Annotated in this window: 21 protein-coding genes, 2 pseudogenes and 1 other annotated feature; of the genes and pseudogenes, 21 read left to right on the forward strand and 2 right to left on the reverse strand. The window is 41.4% G+C overall.

Translation table 11 applies throughout. The features are described 5' to 3' along the window. Positions 1 to 9: 9 nt before the first annotated feature. The 16 genes and pseudogenes from minD to JCM19038_RS21085 all read left to right on the forward strand — a co-directional run bounded on the left by minD (position 10) and on the right by JCM19038_RS21085 (position 12,247). A pseudogene (minD, locus tag JCM19038_RS14520) lies at positions 10 to 815 on the forward strand (septum site-determining protein MinD). A gap of 156 nt (positions 816 to 971) precedes the next feature. Next, positions 972 to 1,784 (forward strand): M23 family metallopeptidase, encoded by an 813-nt coding sequence (locus tag JCM19038_RS14525; protein ID WP_052361714.1) that lies wholly within the window; start codon positions 972 to 974, stop codon positions 1,782 to 1,784. Then, a complete protein-coding gene (locus JCM19038_RS14530; protein WP_042419382.1) occupies positions 1,777 to 2,655 on the forward strand; it encodes a M50 family metallopeptidase in 879 nt (292 codons plus the stop codon). Before JCM19038_RS14525 ends, JCM19038_RS14530 begins: the two co-directional genes overlap by 8 nt. Before the next feature lie 22 nt (positions 2,656 to 2,677). After that, positions 2,678 to 2,754: a sequence feature (ribosomal protein L21 leader region), on the forward strand. A gap of 12 nt (positions 2,755 to 2,766) precedes the next feature. After that, positions 2,767 to 3,075, forward strand: a complete 309-nt coding sequence (gene rplU / locus JCM19038_RS14535) for a 50S ribosomal protein L21 (RefSeq protein WP_042419384.1) — start codon at positions 2,767 to 2,769, stop codon at positions 3,073 to 3,075. Positions 3,076 to 3,083: 8 nt separating this feature from the next. Continuing rightward, on the forward strand, positions 3,084 to 3,443 hold the full coding sequence (locus JCM19038_RS14540) for a ribosomal-processing cysteine protease Prp (protein ID WP_042359553.1): 360 nt from the start codon (positions 3,084 to 3,086) through the stop codon (positions 3,441 to 3,443). Then, positions 3,437 to 3,720: pseudogene (rpmA, locus tag JCM19038_RS14545) on the forward strand (50S ribosomal protein L27). The gene JCM19038_RS14540 and the pseudogene rpmA overlap by 7 nt, the downstream one beginning before the upstream one ends. Before the next feature lie 291 nt (positions 3,721 to 4,011). Then, entirely contained in the window at positions 4,012 to 4,956 is a 945-nt protein-coding gene (locus JCM19038_RS14550) for a phosphate ABC transporter substrate-binding protein (protein WP_042419386.1), read from the forward strand. 43 nt (positions 4,957 to 4,999) lie between these two features. Then, positions 5,000 to 5,929: a phosphate ABC transporter permease subunit PstC gene (gene pstC, locus JCM19038_RS14555; protein WP_042419389.1), complete on the forward strand. Its 930-nt coding sequence runs from the start codon at positions 5,000 to 5,002 to the stop codon at positions 5,927 to 5,929. Next, a complete protein-coding gene (gene pstA / locus JCM19038_RS14560; protein ID WP_042419391.1) occupies positions 5,929 to 6,816 on the forward strand; it encodes a phosphate ABC transporter permease PstA in 888 nt (295 codons plus the stop codon). The genes pstC and pstA overlap by 1 nt, the downstream gene beginning before the upstream one ends. 21 nt (positions 6,817 to 6,837) lie before the next feature. Beyond that, positions 6,838 to 7,653 (forward strand): phosphate ABC transporter ATP-binding protein PstB, encoded by an 816-nt coding sequence (gene pstB / locus JCM19038_RS14565; protein WP_052361716.1) that lies wholly within the window; start codon positions 6,838 to 6,840, stop codon positions 7,651 to 7,653. Positions 7,654 to 7,665: 12 nt separating this feature from the next. Further along, positions 7,666 to 8,442, forward strand: a complete 777-nt coding sequence (pstB, locus tag JCM19038_RS14570) for a phosphate ABC transporter ATP-binding protein PstB (protein ID WP_373903129.1) — start codon at positions 7,666 to 7,668, stop codon at positions 8,440 to 8,442. A 14-nt stretch (positions 8,443 to 8,456) separates the two neighbouring features. Continuing rightward, positions 8,457 to 9,116, forward strand: a complete 660-nt coding sequence (gene phoU, locus JCM19038_RS14575; RefSeq protein ID WP_042419397.1) for a phosphate signaling complex protein PhoU — start codon at positions 8,457 to 8,459, stop codon at positions 9,114 to 9,116. A gap of 447 nt (positions 9,117 to 9,563) precedes the next feature. Continuing rightward, the gene (locus JCM19038_RS21955; RefSeq protein WP_152549467.1) at positions 9,564 to 9,710 is read left to right on the forward strand and encodes a YrzI family small protein; all 147 of its coding nucleotides are present in this window, start codon (positions 9,564 to 9,566) and stop codon (positions 9,708 to 9,710) included. A gap of 140 nt (positions 9,711 to 9,850) precedes the next feature. Next, positions 9,851 to 10,783: an Hpt domain-containing protein gene (locus JCM19038_RS23810; protein ID WP_052361718.1), complete on the forward strand. Its 933-nt coding sequence runs from the start codon at positions 9,851 to 9,853 to the stop codon at positions 10,781 to 10,783. Positions 10,784 to 10,830: 47 nt separating this feature from the next. Continuing rightward, positions 10,831 to 11,829, forward strand: a complete 999-nt coding sequence (locus JCM19038_RS23815) for a chemotaxis protein CheA (RefSeq protein ID WP_052361719.1) — start codon at positions 10,831 to 10,833, stop codon at positions 11,827 to 11,829. A 1-nt stretch (position 11,830) separates the two neighbouring features. Continuing rightward, on the forward strand, positions 11,831 to 12,247 hold the full coding sequence (locus JCM19038_RS21085; protein ID WP_193745142.1) for a chemotaxis protein CheW: 417 nt from the start codon (positions 11,831 to 11,833) through the stop codon (positions 12,245 to 12,247). On the opposite strand, the gene JCM19038_RS14590 is transcribed toward JCM19038_RS21085, so the two are convergent. Beyond that, a complete protein-coding gene (locus tag JCM19038_RS14590; RefSeq protein ID WP_042419399.1) occupies positions 12,226 to 12,561 on the reverse strand; it encodes a hypothetical protein in 336 nt (111 codons plus the stop codon). The two genes, JCM19038_RS21085 and JCM19038_RS14590, sit on opposite strands and share 22 nt — an antisense overlap. 98 nt (positions 12,562 to 12,659) lie before the next feature. Here JCM19038_RS14590 and JCM19038_RS14595 point away from each other — a divergent pair, with 98 nt between their 5' ends. The 3 genes from JCM19038_RS14595 to JCM19038_RS24545 all read left to right on the forward strand — a co-directional run bounded on the left by JCM19038_RS14595 (position 12,660) and on the right by JCM19038_RS24545 (position 14,730). After that, entirely contained in the window at positions 12,660 to 13,454 is a 795-nt protein-coding gene (locus JCM19038_RS14595; protein ID WP_042419402.1) for a polysaccharide deacetylase family protein, read from the forward strand. Positions 13,455 to 13,580: 126 nt separating this feature from the next. Continuing rightward, positions 13,581 to 14,261: an FtsW/RodA/SpoVE family cell cycle protein gene (locus tag JCM19038_RS24540; protein WP_052361723.1), complete on the forward strand. Its 681-nt coding sequence runs from the start codon at positions 13,581 to 13,583 to the stop codon at positions 14,259 to 14,261. A gap of 13 nt (positions 14,262 to 14,274) precedes the next feature. Further along, positions 14,275 to 14,730 carry an FtsW/RodA/SpoVE family cell cycle protein gene (locus JCM19038_RS24545; protein WP_081831824.1) on the forward strand — a complete coding sequence of 152 codons (456 nt, stop codon included), beginning with the start codon at positions 14,275 to 14,277 and terminating at the stop codon, positions 14,728 to 14,730. A gap of 38 nt (positions 14,731 to 14,768) precedes the next feature. Here JCM19038_RS24545 and JCM19038_RS14610 read toward each other — a convergent pair whose 3' ends face one another. Continuing rightward, positions 14,769 to 15,236, reverse strand: a complete 468-nt coding sequence (locus JCM19038_RS14610; protein ID WP_042419405.1) for a DUF4064 domain-containing protein — start codon at positions 15,234 to 15,236, stop codon at positions 14,769 to 14,771. A 217-nt stretch (positions 15,237 to 15,453) separates the two neighbouring features. Here JCM19038_RS14610 and JCM19038_RS14615 point away from each other — a divergent pair, with 217 nt between their 5' ends. Together JCM19038_RS14615 and JCM19038_RS14620 are read left to right on the forward strand one after the other, a co-directional pair. Next, positions 15,454 to 15,876 (forward strand): organic hydroperoxide resistance protein, encoded by a 423-nt coding sequence (locus tag JCM19038_RS14615; protein ID WP_042419407.1) that lies wholly within the window; start codon positions 15,454 to 15,456, stop codon positions 15,874 to 15,876. A gap of 205 nt (positions 15,877 to 16,081) precedes the next feature. Then, the gene (locus JCM19038_RS14620) at positions 16,082 to 16,444 is read left to right on the forward strand and encodes a hypothetical protein (RefSeq protein WP_042419410.1); all 363 of its coding nucleotides are present in this window, start codon (positions 16,082 to 16,084) and stop codon (positions 16,442 to 16,444) included. The last annotated feature ends 11 nt before the right edge of the window (positions 16,445 to 16,455 follow it).

Genomic DNA, 16,455 nt, shown 5'->3' on the forward strand with positions numbered 1-16,455 from the left:
GGATATGCTGTGGGAGAAGCAATTGTTATAACATCCGGGAAAGGCGGCGTTGGCAAAACAACAACGTCAGCAAATATTGGAACAGCATTGGCACTACAAGGAAAACAAGTGTGCCTCCTCGACACAGATATTGGACTACGTAATTTAGATGTTGTGATGGGGCTTGAGAATCGTATTATTTATGACCTTGTGGATGTGCTGGAAGGGAAATGTGAGGTGCGACAAGCGTTAATACGTGATAAGCGGTTTAATTGCTTGCATTTGTTGCCGGCTGCACAAACGAAAGACAAATCATCGGTCACACCAGAGCAAATGAAACAAGTCGTAGATGAATTAAAGCCAGATTACGATTATTTAATTATTGATTGCCTGCAGGGATCGAACAAGGGTTTCGCAATGCCATTGCCGGTGCAGATCGAGCGATCGTTGTCACAACACCAGATATTCCTTCTGTTCGAGATGCAGACCGAGTAACTGGCCTTGTTGAACAAGAATTAGATAAGCCAATGCTTATCGTCAACCGGGTTCGTAAAGCTTCTAAAACAAATGAAAGTGAAGATCTACTCGATGTTGATGATGTTGTAGATACACTCTCATTGGATTTATTAGGTGTTGTTTTTGAGGATGAGAATGTTTTGAAAGCTTCTCACCGTGGTGAACCTGTAGCAACCACTCCAAATACTTCAGCTTCACTTGCGTACCGAAATATCGCAAGAAGAATTCTTGGAGAGTCTGTGCCTTTGTTGTCACAACAACAAAAGTTAGGCTTCTTTGCAAAAATAAAATCACTGTTTGGCTTACGAGCGAACTCATAAATTTTGTCTGCTGGGAATTATTCTCAGCAGATTTTTTTATGGGTGTTTTCAACTAGAGTCATAAAATTCAAGGATTTGCCTCATCAGTTAACATATCTAGCTTCCATCCTTCATACGTTTAATTAAATGTACAAGCGTTAGGAATGGAGGTAAGACATGGGTGATCAATTAGATCGAATTCGAAAAGAGGCAGAAAAGAAAAGAAAAAGAGAAACAACGGTTCAAAAAGCACAAGAACCTAAAAAAAATAATGAAAAAGAGTTACCGCTTTATTCGTATTATCCGAGTCGTGAGGAGATGAATGAGCACGAGCCTGAATTTTATATGTGGAGAAATGAAGAAATTTCTGAAGCGAAACAGAAGAAAAAAGAGAAGGTGAAGCAACGTTTTTTTATTCAATGGGTAGCAGCACTCGGGTTGTTTTTAATTACTGCGATTGTTGTTCAAGCCGACCACCCTTCACTTAACGAAACGAAACAAACGGCTTTATCACTCTATCAAGATGAGTTTCAATTTGCGGCAGTATCTTCATGGTATGAAGAACAATTTGGTCACCCGCTCGCACTACTTCCAGCAAACCCGAACGTAACAAACGAAGAGCCTTCATTCGATGGATATGCGATGCCAGCGGCAGGTGAAATTCAAGTAACGGAAAGCTTTTCTGAAAATGGGCAAGCCATTGTTGTTGAAACGATGGAAAATGCAGCTGTAACAGCGGTGAGGCCTGGTGTCGTTATACGGGCAGGTGAGAATGAAGGATTCGGCCAAACGATTGTCATCCAACATGAAGACGGTACAGAAGCGATGTACGGGTCTTTACAGACGATTGATGTCCACGTTTATGATCACGTTGCGGTTGGAGACTCCATCGGAACCGTATCCAGCGATAACGGTGGTGGCCAGTTTATGTTCGGGTTACGTAGTGATGATGAGTTTATTGACCCGAGTGAAGTGATGACATTTGATTGATGTTTTCAAACGGATTCGCATACACCCACTGTTTTGGGTCGTCATTGGTCTTGGGGTGGCTACGGGTTATTTTCGTGAGTTAATCATGCTTTTTAGCATTATTTTCTGTCATGAACTTGGTCATGCACTTGCAGCAAAGTATTTTGGATGGCGGATTGTTAAAGTGGAATTGCTACCGTTTGGGGGCGTATTAGAAACTGAAGAATATGGCAATCGGCCTTTCCGTGAAGAGTTCATCGTCACGCTTTCTGGACCAGTGCAGCATTTACATCTAATGCTGCTTTCTTACTTTGCCTACTCTTATTTACCGTTTTGGTCCTATGCGGATCATTCGCTTTTTATTTTGCACAACCTTACGATTTTGTTGTTCAATTTATTGCCGATTTTACCTCTGGATGGTGGACGCATGATGCAATTAGCGCTTGCGAAATTCTCACCGTATCGACTCGCATTGAAACAGTCGCTTTACTTGTCTTTAAGTTTTTTAGTCGTATGTGCTAGCGTAACAGTGATTTATTTTCCGCTGCATTTACAGTTGTGGTTCGTACTTAGCTTCTTGCTACTAGCAAACGTGTTAGAGTGGAAGCAACAACCGTTTGGTTACCAACGTTTTCTATTGGAACGAGTACGAAAACAGCGTTCACCAAAAGGTCAAATCGTTCGTTACGTTTCTCAAAGCATGCCGATTCAAGAAGCGTTAAAACGGCTCTATAAAGAAAAGCAAACAATTTACATGATCAAAGAAAAAGGGATACAAATTGAAGAGCACGATCTGTTGCGCTATTGGTATAATGATTATCGTAGCGAAATGTCGATTGGAGAAGGGATTATTACCCTTATGACGATTGACAGTAGCGCATCGGTATGGTAACATTTTTATGTTGTTTGGAACCCCCAAACTACAACCGCGCAGAAGGGGTACGAAGTTCACATTTGTTGAACACCTTGGATGGCGAGTCTTAGAAATCGGGAGGTGCAGTACATGTACGCAATTATTGAAACAGGCGGAAAGCAAATCAAGGTAGAAGAAGGTCAAACGATCTTCATCGAGAAGCTTATTGAAGACGCTGGTGAAACAGTATCGTTTGACCGTGTTATTTTTGTAGGTGGAGACGACACGAAAGTAGGAGCTCCTTACGTTGAAGGCGCGAAAGTAACTGGAACTGTTGAGAAGCAAGGTAAAAACAAGAAGGTTATGATCTACAAGTTTAAGCGTCGTAAAGGATATCGTCGTAAGCAAGGACACCGTCAACCTTATACGAAAGTTAAGATTGACAGCATCACTGTCTAAGTAGAACGATGATTGAATTAACGATTCATCGAAATCATAAAGATCGTACAGTAGTCTCGTTTGAATTAAGTGGTCATGCGAACGCAGCCGAATACGGTGAAGATATCGTTTGTGCCGGTGTCTCTGCTGTAGCAATTGGAGCCGTTAATTCCATTGCAACGCTATGTGACACCCCATTGGACGTTAAGACTGCAGGAGATGAGGGTGGCTACATTTATGCAGCTATTCCATCGACTTGGTCAGGACGAACGTTTGAAGATGGACAACTTCTTCTTGAAGGCATGGTCATAGCGCTTAAAGATATCGAAGCTGCGTACGGGGACTTTATAAATGTTACGGAAATCGTGGGAGGTGCAGACAAATGCTAAACATGAACCTACAATTTTTCGCTCAGAAAAAGGGGTAGGGAGCACGAAGAACGGTCGTGATTCCATTTCAAAACGCCTTGGTACAAAGCGTGGCGATGGCCAACACGTATCAGGCGGCTCAATCCTTGTCCGTCAACGCGGAACAAAGATCTACCCAGGAACGAACGTTGGTAAAGGCGGAGACGATACTCTCTTCGCTAAAATCGACGGCGTTGTTAGATTCGAGCGTCTTGGTAAAAAGAAAAAGCAAGTAAGTGTTTATCCTAAAGAAGCATAAGCACTTAAAAAGAACTCCTTAATGGGGTTCTTTTTTTTGTTTAATAGAGAAGTTTTATATGACGGTTTACTATATTTCTAAATTCTTGACCTTGCTTTGATCTAGAATTTTCTTATTGATTAACAATTGAAGTGTTGCTACATAGAGGAAAGAACGATAAATCGACTGAAACCCCGGAATAACCTTTACAAAGCTTTAATGTTTTTTTACATATCATCCATTTCTCCTCAACATCCAATCGCTATAGTAAGGCTGTAAAGATCAATAAGCCTTGTAGGGGGAAGAGAAACGATGAAAAAGAAAGCTCTATTTGCATTCTCAGGACTTATGCTAACATTTGCACTTGTCGCATGTAACGGTGACGAAGAAAGTAATGAAACGGTTGATGAAGCAGCAAGCGGAGGTAGTGACACTGATGCAGAGACAGATACAGAAGCAAGTGCAGCTACTAGCGGTACGGTAACTCTTGCAGGATCAAGCGCAATGCAACCACTTATTGGAGCAGCTGCAGAGATTTACATGGAAGAAGTAAATACAGAAGCTGATATCCAAGTGCAAGCGGGTGGCTCTGGAGCAGGGCTAAGTCAAGTTTCTCAAGGACAAGTTGATATTGGAAATTCGGATTTATTTGCTGAAGAAGAAGACAACATCCCACATGAAGACCTTGTTGATCACCGAGTAGCAGTCGTTGGTATGGGAGCTGTTGCGAACCCAGGAGTGGGTGTTGACGATTTAACGCAAGATGAACTGATTGATGTATGGACTGGTGAAGTAACAAACTGGTCTGAAGTTGGTGGAGAAGACGTTGATATCACACTCGTAAACCGTCCAGATTCATCAGGTACGAGAGCGACGTTCGTTGATTATGCATTAGAAGGTGCTGAACCTGCTGAAGGAATCACGGAAGACTCTTCAAACACAGTTCGTCAAATCGTTGCAGATACTGAAGGTGCAATTGGTTATCTTGCCTTCTCTCACATTGATGATAGTGTCGCAGCGTTAAGTATCGATGGAGTAGAGCCAAGTGCAGAAAATGTTCAAGCTGGAGAGTTCCCAATTTGGGCATACCAACACTCTTATACAAATGGTGAGCCAGACGGTCTCGTTAAGGAATTTTTAGATTACCTTCTTTCAGAAGAGATTCAAAGCACATTAATCCCTGAGCAAGGTTACATTTCTGTAACTGAAATGCAAGTAGAACGGGATGCTGAAGGCAACGAAACGCCTGTAGAGTAAAGATTAAGCAATGGGGTTAAGGTAGAAATTCTGATTAGAACAGGTGGTATATCGTATGGATCAGGGGCGAGCAAGTGAGCGATTACTCACCCAGCGAAAAGGGCAAAAGCGTCAATCAGAACGTAAAGGTAAAATCATCGTTTATACAGCAGCAACGATTACGATTGTTGCAACCCTCGCAGTTACATTCTTTCTAACTCAGCGCGGGTTGCAATCGTTCTTTGTAAGTGGCATTAATCCTTTAGAATTTTTCACATCAGCAAACTGGAATCCTTCAGGCGCTGACCCGAGTTATGGAGCATTAGCATTCATCTTCGGTTCCCTTGCGGTAACCTTATTGTCTGCCATTATCGTTGCACCTCTTGGAATTGGTACGGCAATATTTATGACAGAAATTGCTCCACGTTGGGGTAAGCGTATTTTACAACCGGTAATAGAAATACTCGTAGGAATTCCATCGGTCGTGTATGGCTATATTGGCTTGACCGTACTCGTTCCGTGGATTCGTGATACGTTTGGCGGCTCAGGATATAGTTTAGTCGCAGGGGTTGTTGTTGTATCGGTCATGATTCTTCCGACGGTTACAACGTTATCTGCAGATAGCCTTAAAAGCTTACCAGACGGTCTTAGAGATTCCTCTTACGCTCTTGGAGCTACGAGATGGCAAACAATTCGTCGTGTCCTACTACCAGCGGCGATCCCAGGATTACTCACCGCGGTCATTCTAGGAATGGCTCGTGCCATCGGTGAAGCACTGGCGATTCAGATGGTAATCGGAAACACACGAATTATACCTGACTCACTATTAGATCCAGCAGCAACGATGACGACGATTATCACGCTGAACATGGGCCATACAACGTTTGGAAGTGCAGAGAACAATGTGCTTTGGACGCTTGGATTATTGCTCATGGTGATGTCTTATATCCTCGTCTTAACTGTTCGGTATCTGGCTTCAAGGAGGAAAGTGTAATGCAGCGTAGAAAGCTAGCAGACAAAACTGCGACCGTTGTACTGACAATGTTTGCTGCCATCATCGTCATTATTTTAACCGCGTTACTCGGTTACGTATTATCACTTGGAATTCAACAAGTAAACTGGGACTTCTTAACGTCAAAGTCAAGTTCATTTAGAGCAGGCGGGGGAATTCAAGATCAACTGTTCAATTCCTTCTATATCTTGCTTTGGACGATGATTTTCACAATTCCACTCGGTTTAGCAGGTGGAATTTATATGGCCGAATATGCAAAAGACAATCGCATTACGGCATTTATTCGTATCTGTATTGAAACGTTAGCATCGTTACCGTCGATCGTACTCGGAATGTTTGGTTTACTCATTTTCGTTAATGCAACGGGAATGGGGTATAGCATCCTGGCAGGTGCGTTGACATTAACCATCTTCAACTTACCAATTATGATTCGTACGTGTGAGAATGCTTTGCGAGCCGTTCCCCTTGAATTAAAAGAAGGTGGGTTAGCGCTAGGCTATACTCACTGGCGCACGATCACAAGGGTACTTTTACCGAGTGCATTTCCGTCAATTTTAACAGGTATCATCCTTTCATGTGGTCTCGTATTCGGGGAAGCTGCAGCACTTTTATACAGTGCGGGGATGACGACACCGAAGCTAGATTTTGGAAACTTGAACCCATTTGCTTCAGATTCGCCACTTAACATTATGCGACCAGCTGAAACGTTATCGGTTCACATTTGGAAAGTAAACTCAGAAGGAATTATACCCGACTTAAGAGATGTTGCTGATGGTGGTGCGGCAGTTTTAGTAACCGTCATTCTCATCTTTAACATTAGTGCTCGGGTATTTGGAAGCTGGCTTCATAAGAAGTTAACGGCAAAATAAGCCTTTAAAGGAGGAAAAGTCATGCAAGCGGTATTGGAACGTGAGTTAGTTGAACAGCAGTGGACAAAAGAGCAACAAGAGGTGGATCTATGTCTAGACGTTACGGACCTTTCGATTTTCTACGGTCCGAAACAAGCGGTTAAGAATGTATCCATGCCGATTAAGCGTCATAGCATTACCGCATTAATCGGCCCTTCTGGTTGTGGGAAATCAACGTTTCTTCGTTCAATCAACCGAATGAATGACGGCATTAAAGGTTTTAAGGCTGAAGGAAACATTCTTTATGATGACGTAAATTTATTAGATGCCAATATTGATCCGGTTGCCCTGCGTAAAGAAATTGGAATGGTGTTTCAGCGTCCGAACCCTTTTCCAAATTCAATCTTAAAAAATTTAACGCTTCCGTTAAAAGAACATGGCCTTAAGTCAAAAGCGAAACGAGAAGAATACGCAGAAACGTATTTAAAGCAAGTCGGTTTATGGGATGAAGTGAAAGACCGTCTACATGAATCTGCTCTAAGTTTGTCTGGCGGTCAGCAACAACGTCTTTGTATTGCTCGTACACTAGCGATTCAACCATCCGTTCTTCTGCTGGATGAACCAGCGTCAGCATTGGACCCCATTGCAACGGCAAAGATTGAAGAACTTCTCTTAAAGCTAAAAGAAAAGTACACGATTGTGCTCGTGACACACAACTTGCAACAAGCGGCACGAGTCGCTGACGATACGGCATTCTTTTATCAAGGAGAAATTGTCGAGTTTACTGATACGAAGACATTTTTCCAAAGCCCGAAAGAAAAGCGTAGTGAAGACTATATTTCTGGTCGTTTTGGCTAAAATCCAGGGGGAATCGCAATGACAACAGGAACGTTACAAGACTTCGCTTATCGAATTGAAGATTTACGTATTTCATATGGAGATCATCAAGTCATTCACGGGATTGATTTAACGATTGAGAAGAACGAAGTGACTGCGTTAATTGGTCCTTCTGGTTGCGGGAAGTCTACATTTTTGAAAGCTTTAAACGGTATGGTACGCACAACATCAAACGCTACGTGGAGCGGTACGATTGAATGGAACGGGAAGAATATGATTCAAGAAAATGTCGATCCACTAGAGTTGCGTCAAAAGGTCGGTATGGTGTTCCAAAAGCCGAAGCCATTCCCGAAGTCGATTTATGAAAATGTCGCTTTTGGACCAAAGATTCATGGTGTGAAGAAAAAAGACATCCCTGTAATCGTTGAGCAAACGTTACGAGATGCGTATTTGTTTGATGAAGTAAAGGATCGTTTACACGAATCTGCACTTGGACTCTCAGGGGGACAACAACAGAGGCTATGCATCGCTCGGGCACTTGCGACATCACCTGATATTTTGCTTATGGATGAACCGACATCTGCACTAGATCCTCTTTCTACAATTGCAGTAGAAGAACTCATTCTCAAATTAAAAGAGAAATACACGGTCGTACTCGTCACACATCAAATGGAACAAGCAGCTAGAATATCGGATTCCACCGCTTTTTTCCTTATGGGTGAGCTAATTGAATTTAATCGTACAGACGCGTTATTTCAAAATCCAAAGTCCCAGCAAACGGAAGATTACATTACAGGCCGTTTCGGGTAAAAGGAGAGAATGATATGCAAAGATCAATGTTAGCTGAGAAAGTTGCACATTTGCACCGTGAGTTGCATCAGATGGGAATGGAATCGCTTCAGTCTTTAAAGTCAACGTTAATTGCGATTGATGATGAAGACGTGGAGCGATCCAAGCAAGTGATTGAACGAGATGCGACAATTAATCAATATGAACTTTCAATAAATGATGCCATTGTAGAAGTACTCGTCACGCAACAACCGGTTGCCACTGACTTACGTACGTTAACAGCAATGATGAAAGTGACCGCTGACTATGAACGACTTGGTGATTTATCTGTGGAAATCGCCAAGTCTAATTTACATCGCGCACCATTTCATTTTAGTGACTATGAAAAAGGCATCTTGCTTGAGATGGGTGAATATTGTATTGCGATGGCAGAAGAAGCGATGGAAGCTTTTCATGACCTCGATCTTGAAAGAGTTATGCGAATCGAGCAGAGCGACATCGTAGTAGATGATTTGTACGGCAGAGCGATTCGTGAGTTTATCTTAAATGGTCATGATGAACGTGCAGTGATCCAACTCGCTTACATTGCGCGATCATTGGAACGCATTGGAGACCATTGCACGAACATTGCCGAACAAGTGATGTACGTGAAAAAAGGTGTACACTTTGATTTGAATCGTCCGACAATTGTGTAAAAATATGGTGTAAAGCAAAAAGACTTTACAATTAGTGCGTTCTGAAATATAATAAATTCAGAAAATAACGAAAGGGTGAGCACACATGACAACGCTAGTGAAGAACAATCAACAATTGAATAAGCAAGTTGTATGTGTGTGGAATCCGTTCAATTGTAGTATGTGCTAATCGCTTAGTACGTTTATTACCATTGATTACGTATGCTGTGACCTCACGCAGAAATGTTGTGGGGTCTTTTTGTGTTCATTTTGCTTCTAAAAATGTATGTCGAAGCGTACACTCACTTTCGTGTGAAACGTTCATTTGAACGTTTTCATATACAACAACATATGACTTGAAAGGAGGAACCACCCGATGACAAAGAGCTTTATCAAACTGACAATGGGCAAAACAAATGAGGACAGATCGCCGTAGAAAACGAACGTTGAGAGGAGGCGGAGTTGACGATGCGCTTTCATTTATTACTCATTACTGTAACAATTAAGCGACGCTTCTACTCAGAAGACGAAACGAAACGTGCTTACAGAGAACAGAAAATTGAAGAGCAGTTCCAACAACATAGAGATCAGATTTATCGCCGATACTTTATGTAAGAAAGAGCCCCAGCTGAACACCGTTGTTCAGCTGGGGCTCTTTTCGTGAGAAAAGAATGCGAATAACGTTTATCTATCAACTATCGTTAGGTAAACCGATATAAGAACTAAGTAGTAATTACCGCAATGAGGTGAACGGGATGGCTCAACATGAGTATTTACATTTATTTATAGAAGAAAGCTTTGAACATTTACAAAATGTGCAACAGCATTTATTGGCACTTGAGCAAGAAGAAGAGGTTCTGCTACATATTGAAGAGATCTTCCGCTCTGCCCATACGTTAAAAGGTATGGCAGCGACGATGGAATATAAAACGATTACTGAGCTCACCCACACGATGGAGAACGTTCTTGACGGTCTACGCAAAGAAGAACTATCGTTGCAGCCAGCAATGATTGATGTGTTATTTCAAGCAGCAGATGCTTTAGAAGAAATGGTTCGCGATATTGAACGAGGAGAAGAAAATGATCGCGACGTCTCAACAATCGTCTTGCAGTTAGAACAAATGTCAAAGCATCCAACATCTTCAATGGAATCCGCGGCTGTGGCTTCTATGGAAATTGATTATTTTCCATTTGAGAGAACGGTTATTGAACAGGCAGTCACGACGGGGCTGAACGTCTATGAAATTACGGTAACGTTTGAAGCGAGCGCAGTGCTTAAAGCTGTTCGTGCTTTCATGGTTGTCCAAAAGCTTGATGAATACGGCGAAATGGTAAAATCAATCCCGAGTGCTGAAGACATTGAAAACGATCAATTCGATCAGTCAATTACGCTCGTCTATGTGACGGATACTGCAGCTGGAACGTTGCAAAACGAAGTGGAGCGAATTTCTGAAATTGAGCGCGTTTTTATTCAACCTGTACAACTAGCGAAGACACAACAAAAAGAAGCGCGTAGCAGTCAAAAAGAAAAGAAGCAAGAAGAAAAGGTAGAACTCACAAAGACTGTTCGAATTAATACGGATCGTATGGAGCTATTAATGAATTTGTTTGAGGAGTTTGTAATTGAGCGTGGACAACTCGAACAAGTGGCACATACAATCGACCATCCAGATTTAACGAGTAGCTAGATCGGATCAAACGTACGTCTTCACAATTACAAGAAGTGATTTTATCGATGCGAATGATGACCGTGGAGCGCGTGTTTAACCGTTTTCCAAGCATGATTCGAAAGTTATCAAAGGAATTAGGGAAAGACGTCGTCATTGACATTTCCGGCCAAGATACTGAACTAGACCGTTCGATTATTGATGAGATTGGTGATCCGCTCGTTCATTTATTAAGAAATGCGATTGATCACGGCATTGAGACACCGGACGTGAGAAAGCTAGTCGATAAACCTGAGAAAGGCCGCGTCACGCTTGAGGCGTATCATCGAGGAAATCACGTCTATATTGATATTAGTGATGACGGTGCTGGAATTAATCGAGAACGTGTCATGAAAAAAGCGATTGAAAACAACTTAATTAGTGAAAGTGATGCAGCTTCTCGTTCTGATTTTGATTTATTTCAATTGTTGTTTGCACCTGGATTTAGTACTGCTGAAGAAGTAACAGATGTCTCAGGACGTGGTGTAGGTTTAGACGTTGTGAAACAGACCTTTGAACAACTAGGCGGTAAAATTATCATTCAAAGTGAAGAAGGCAAAGGTTCTACGTTTTCTATTCAATTGCCATTAACGTTATCGATTATGGACGTACTATTCATACAGTGTGAAGAGGAGATCTATGGAATTCCGACTTCTCAGCTCATTGAGACCGCTATAGCACCACATGAAGATAAGATCGTAATGCAAGGACAAGTAATGTTGCAATATCGCGGACAAATCATACCCGTCATTGAGCTAAAAGAAGCGTTCCAAGTTCCTGTACGATCGACGGCTGCTGAAGAAGGCCATTTCGAAGATACATTTACGTCTTACCTGATTGTTAAGCATGATAAAAAAGCAGCTGCAATCGCCGTTGACCAATTTATCGGTCAACAAGATGTTGTCATTAAGCCACTCGGAAAACGATTATCCACTGTACGAGGCATTAGTGGAGCGACAATCTTAGGTAACGGTACGATTGCTTTTATTATTGATGCTACGCAATTGCTTGAAGAAAGAGGTCGATAAGGTGAAGTTGCTGCAATTTATAATGGGTGGAGAACAATATGTCGTCGATGTGTTAGCCATCCACTCAGTTGAAAATATTCAAGACATAACGAGAGTGCCAAATGCACCAGAAGGTGTGATTGGAGTCATCAATGTCCGAGGATTGATGACAACAATCGTAGATGTGAGAGGGAATCAGTCAGAGGAAACGAATGCGTATACGAAAGATACTCGGATCGTTTTAATTGAAGATCAAAACGATCCGTTAGGCTTTATCGTCGATCAAACGAGTAATGTGTTTACGATTGAAGATCAGTTGTATCATCAAGCGCTTGAAGCTAATGAACAAGAAGAGAATCGTCAATATAGCTGTGGCGTCATGTACATCCATGAACAATGGTATACGATTTTTGATTATCATTCGTTATTTCGTTCATAGAGTGGTTTTCGGAAAAGAATATCGATGCCAAACGTTGTTAACCAGATGATGAAGAGGACAAAAATAATGAGATAATACTCATCAACGATAATGAGTGTAAGAATGATTACAAGTCCATTTGCTGCCCAACTGTTATAAAACCAAAAGTTTGAGATCTTTTGAAACCATAAGACGTAGACGACGAGTGAAAGTACGATAAGATGCAAGGAAATGAGTACGGTTGGAATCGACGCTAAAGGAACGTAATAAAGCGTAATTGTAATTGCTGCTAGTATGTATACGACTAAAAAAACTAATCGGTCTCTCGTTTCCATTAAAAGTCCTCCTTTTTTTCTTTTTTACCAAATCGTACATATTATTGGTATGAAATCACAAGACTATAAAAAAGTATCTTGTGAAAGGAAGAAGAGATGTGCGGACGATCCATTGGTTATTAGCGATATGTTTAGTATTTGCCCCTTCCGTTGCGTTAGCGGAAACAGACGATGTTCCCCCATTACAAGGAGGAAGCGAAGAAGATGAAAGAGATCCAGATCCGTTAACGTTCACTCAATTAAAACAATCGTTTCCTGATTCATTTTACTACATGGGCGACCCGAGTTCACAGCAAATCGCCCTTACGTTCGATGATGGTCCTGATCCTAGACATACAACGCAAGTATTAGAAGTGCTTGAAAAGTACGACGTCCCTGCAACGTTTTTCGTGCTAGGATCAAGGGCAGAAGCTTATCCAGAACTGCTAACGACGATCGATGAACAAGGGCACGACATTGGATCGCATACGTTTTGGCACCCGAATTTAACGGATGATGAAGAGTCCGATGATTTAATCGGTCAACTTAATTGGGAAGTAACTCAGACCGAGGAAGTTATTGATGAAATTGTTGGTTATCGCCCGCGTTTATTCCGTGCCCCATATGGAGGTTTGAACATCGAGTTGATGGAACGCCTCGTCGCATTGAACAATGTTGCCATCGGTTGGGATGCCGATTCAAATGATTGGAGACAAATACCCGCGGAAGAGATTGTGGAGATCTTAAGAGAAGAGATTTCGCCTGGCAGCATCGTGCTCATGCATGACGGTGGCAACTGGGATCAGACGATTACATCAGCACAGGCGTTAGACATATTGATTCCTGAACTACAATCAGAAGGCTATGAGTTCGTAACCATATCTGATATGCTTGATATTGACCGAGCAAAATAATCGTTTAAACCGAATGCGTGTGACGCATTCGGTTTTCAATGTGATTATAGGGAAAATCGGTCGTATACGGACGCTTTTAAATCGTGTATGATGTAGAAATGAAAGTTGTTTTCAGGGGATGAAGATATGAAACCATATCAAAGTTACGAAAAGCAATACGACATCAATATGATGTTCGTTCTGTTTATTTTTGCAGTATTAAGTTGCTTGTACATTTATTTGGCTTCAGGTAATACAACGACAGTCGTAATGCAAGCAATCTTTTTTTTAGTTGCTTTTGCGATAGCGATTGTTGTAATGCATTTTGACTTTGAATATTATTTGAATTTGCACTGGGTTTTTTATGGATTTGGTTTATTTCTGTTAATTGTTCTCGCACTCTCGCCAGAGTGGCTAGCACCTGAGCGACAAGGGGCTACGCGTTGGTTTAACTTACGAGTTATTAACTTGCAACCCTCAGAATTTATGAAAGTCTTCATCATCGTAACGTTAAGTGCGATCGTCTACAAACATAACAATGAATGGACACCGAAGGAATTAAAGTCAGATCTGTGGCTATTAGCTAAAATGGGACTCGTTATTCTTCCACCAATTTTGCTGTTGCAACAGCAACCGGATATGGGAATGGTCATGATGATGCTCGCCATTACTGTCGGCTTGACGCTCGTATCAGGAATGAGTTATAACTCCTCGGCCTACTATACGGAATTCCAGCTGCGATTGGTGCGTCGTTCGTTATTGCTTATTTCCGCTTTCCGGATTTCGTGCAGACGTATTTCTTTAACCATATTGCACCGTATCAAGTGAATCGTTTTCACGGTTGGTTAAGGCCACTAGAGAACCCAGATCAAGCTATCAAGTTGCTCAAGCAATGACGGCCATCGGTTCAGGTGGGCTAACGGGAGACAATGAACATAACGTTTACGTACCTGAGGCACATACGGACTTTATTTTCTCGATTGTCGGACGAGAAACAGGCTTTTTAGGGTCTGCACTCGTCATTACGATGTTTTTTATTCTTTTCTACCAGATTATGATGACAGCGATTCGTACTCATCATAGTTTTGGAACGTATTTATGCTCAGGAGTCATTGCGTTATTTACGTTTCAAGTGTTTCAAAACATCGGGATGAACGTTGGTATTTTGCCAGTTACTGGGTTTACGTTACCGTTTATGAGTTATGGTGGTAGTTCATTACTTAGCTCAATGCTCGCGATTGGGATTGTGCTTGGTGTTCGCTACCATTCAAAAAGCTATGTATTCGAAGAAAAATAAATCCCTTGACCGCTTGGTCAAGGGATTTTCTTTATGCTTTAAGGTTGTGGATCTGGATTTGGTTCGTCATTGACAGTAACTTGTGGCTTGCGTGCCAAACACATGATTCCCGCAATGATTAATAAAACTGATTGAATTAATGTTGTACCGACTGTGAGTAGTAACATTCCACCACCTGCAACGAGTAAAAGAATACCGGCAGTTTTAGCGTTTTTAGTAATCTTAATAGCGCCAATAATACCAAGGACAGTTCCGATGATCATAACAATAAGAGCGAACCACGTCAGGCCGACAAACGTACTACCCATCATGCCAAACATGTCAGCTGCCATTTGTGCTTCCTCACCAGTGAATGCTGGATCGTTCTCAAGCTCCGTCATCATTTGTTGCTCAAAGTCGCCACCGATTGCGGAGAGCCCAATAGCCAAGAAACCTACGACAACGACCATTAAAATATTAATGACGTTACCGATCCAACTGAGTATTTTTTCCCCTGTTCGTTTCAACTTCCATCACCTTTCTTATGTTCGAGGTAAAGATTCTATCTTCTATACCCGTAATCCATACATGTAAAAACATATGTATCTAAATAGTATACTATGATTATAAATCGAAAAGCAGAAACTAAACAAATTTGTAATATGAGGTTTAAGGATGTGCTTAAACGTAAACATATATAGTAGAACAGCGTTTAACAACACATTAACCGGAGGCGAATTAACGATGGCAGATAAAGTATTCACAACGAGCGCAACAGCAGTAGGCGGACGTGAAGGACAAGTTAAATCAGACAATGGTGTGATTGAAGTTCAATTGTCGATGCCTAAAGGTGACGATATACCAAGTGATGCATCAAATCCTGAGCAATTGTTCGCATCAGGTTATGCGTCTTGCTTTGATGGTGCTTTAAATTTAATGGCTAGTAAAAGCAAAGAAGAAATCGAATCTGAAACGAAAGCTGAAGTGAGCTTACTGAAAGACCCACATGATGGTGGATTTCAACTAGGTGTTGCTTTGCACGTGTCCATTAAAGGTGTGGATCAATCGAAAGCCGAAGAACTCGTAGAAAAGGCTCATGAATTTTGCCCGTATTCGAAAGCGACTAGAGGCAATATCGATGTTTCATTACACGTTAAAGCTCAATAAATCAACGAAAAGTACAAGTAGACAACGTCTACTTGTACTTTTTTCGTTGTTCTTACCTGAATCCTACTTTAGTATCGATGACTTATGAAAGGATTTCAGTTATTATAAGTTTAAGTATAAACAGGTTCGAAAGTAGACATTCTAAATATGTACAAACCCACTGCATTTCATTGAAGTGCTCTGTAAGGGAGGGGTTCTTATTTCTATGAGTACGATTGCAAAAGAGTCCGTCTGGTTGTTAGAGTCGTTAAGGTTAAACACCGTACGTAAACCTGATATAGAATGCAACATCTGCGGCAAACCAATCGAGCGTCATTATTTGAAGCTAGGGACGAGACGTGGCTGTTACTACTGCTTGTTGAAATTTCTCAACCATACGAAGTTTGATAACTACCGTATGAAAGTAAAGAATGACCCAGCGAATCCAGGAATTGATACGGTTTTACTCATGGCGGATTTACGCTTTATCATTCAGAAACGTTCCATTGCGAGTCTTGTTAAGGATGATAGAAAAAAAGAAGATGATCATGTATTACATGATCTCGTAGAGACATATAAATCTCAGTAACTGTTTGAAGA

The organism is Geomicrobium sp. JCM 19038, assembly GCF_000698125.1.
GTDB lineage: Bacteria > Bacillota > Bacilli > Bacillales > Marinococcaceae > Geomicrobium_A.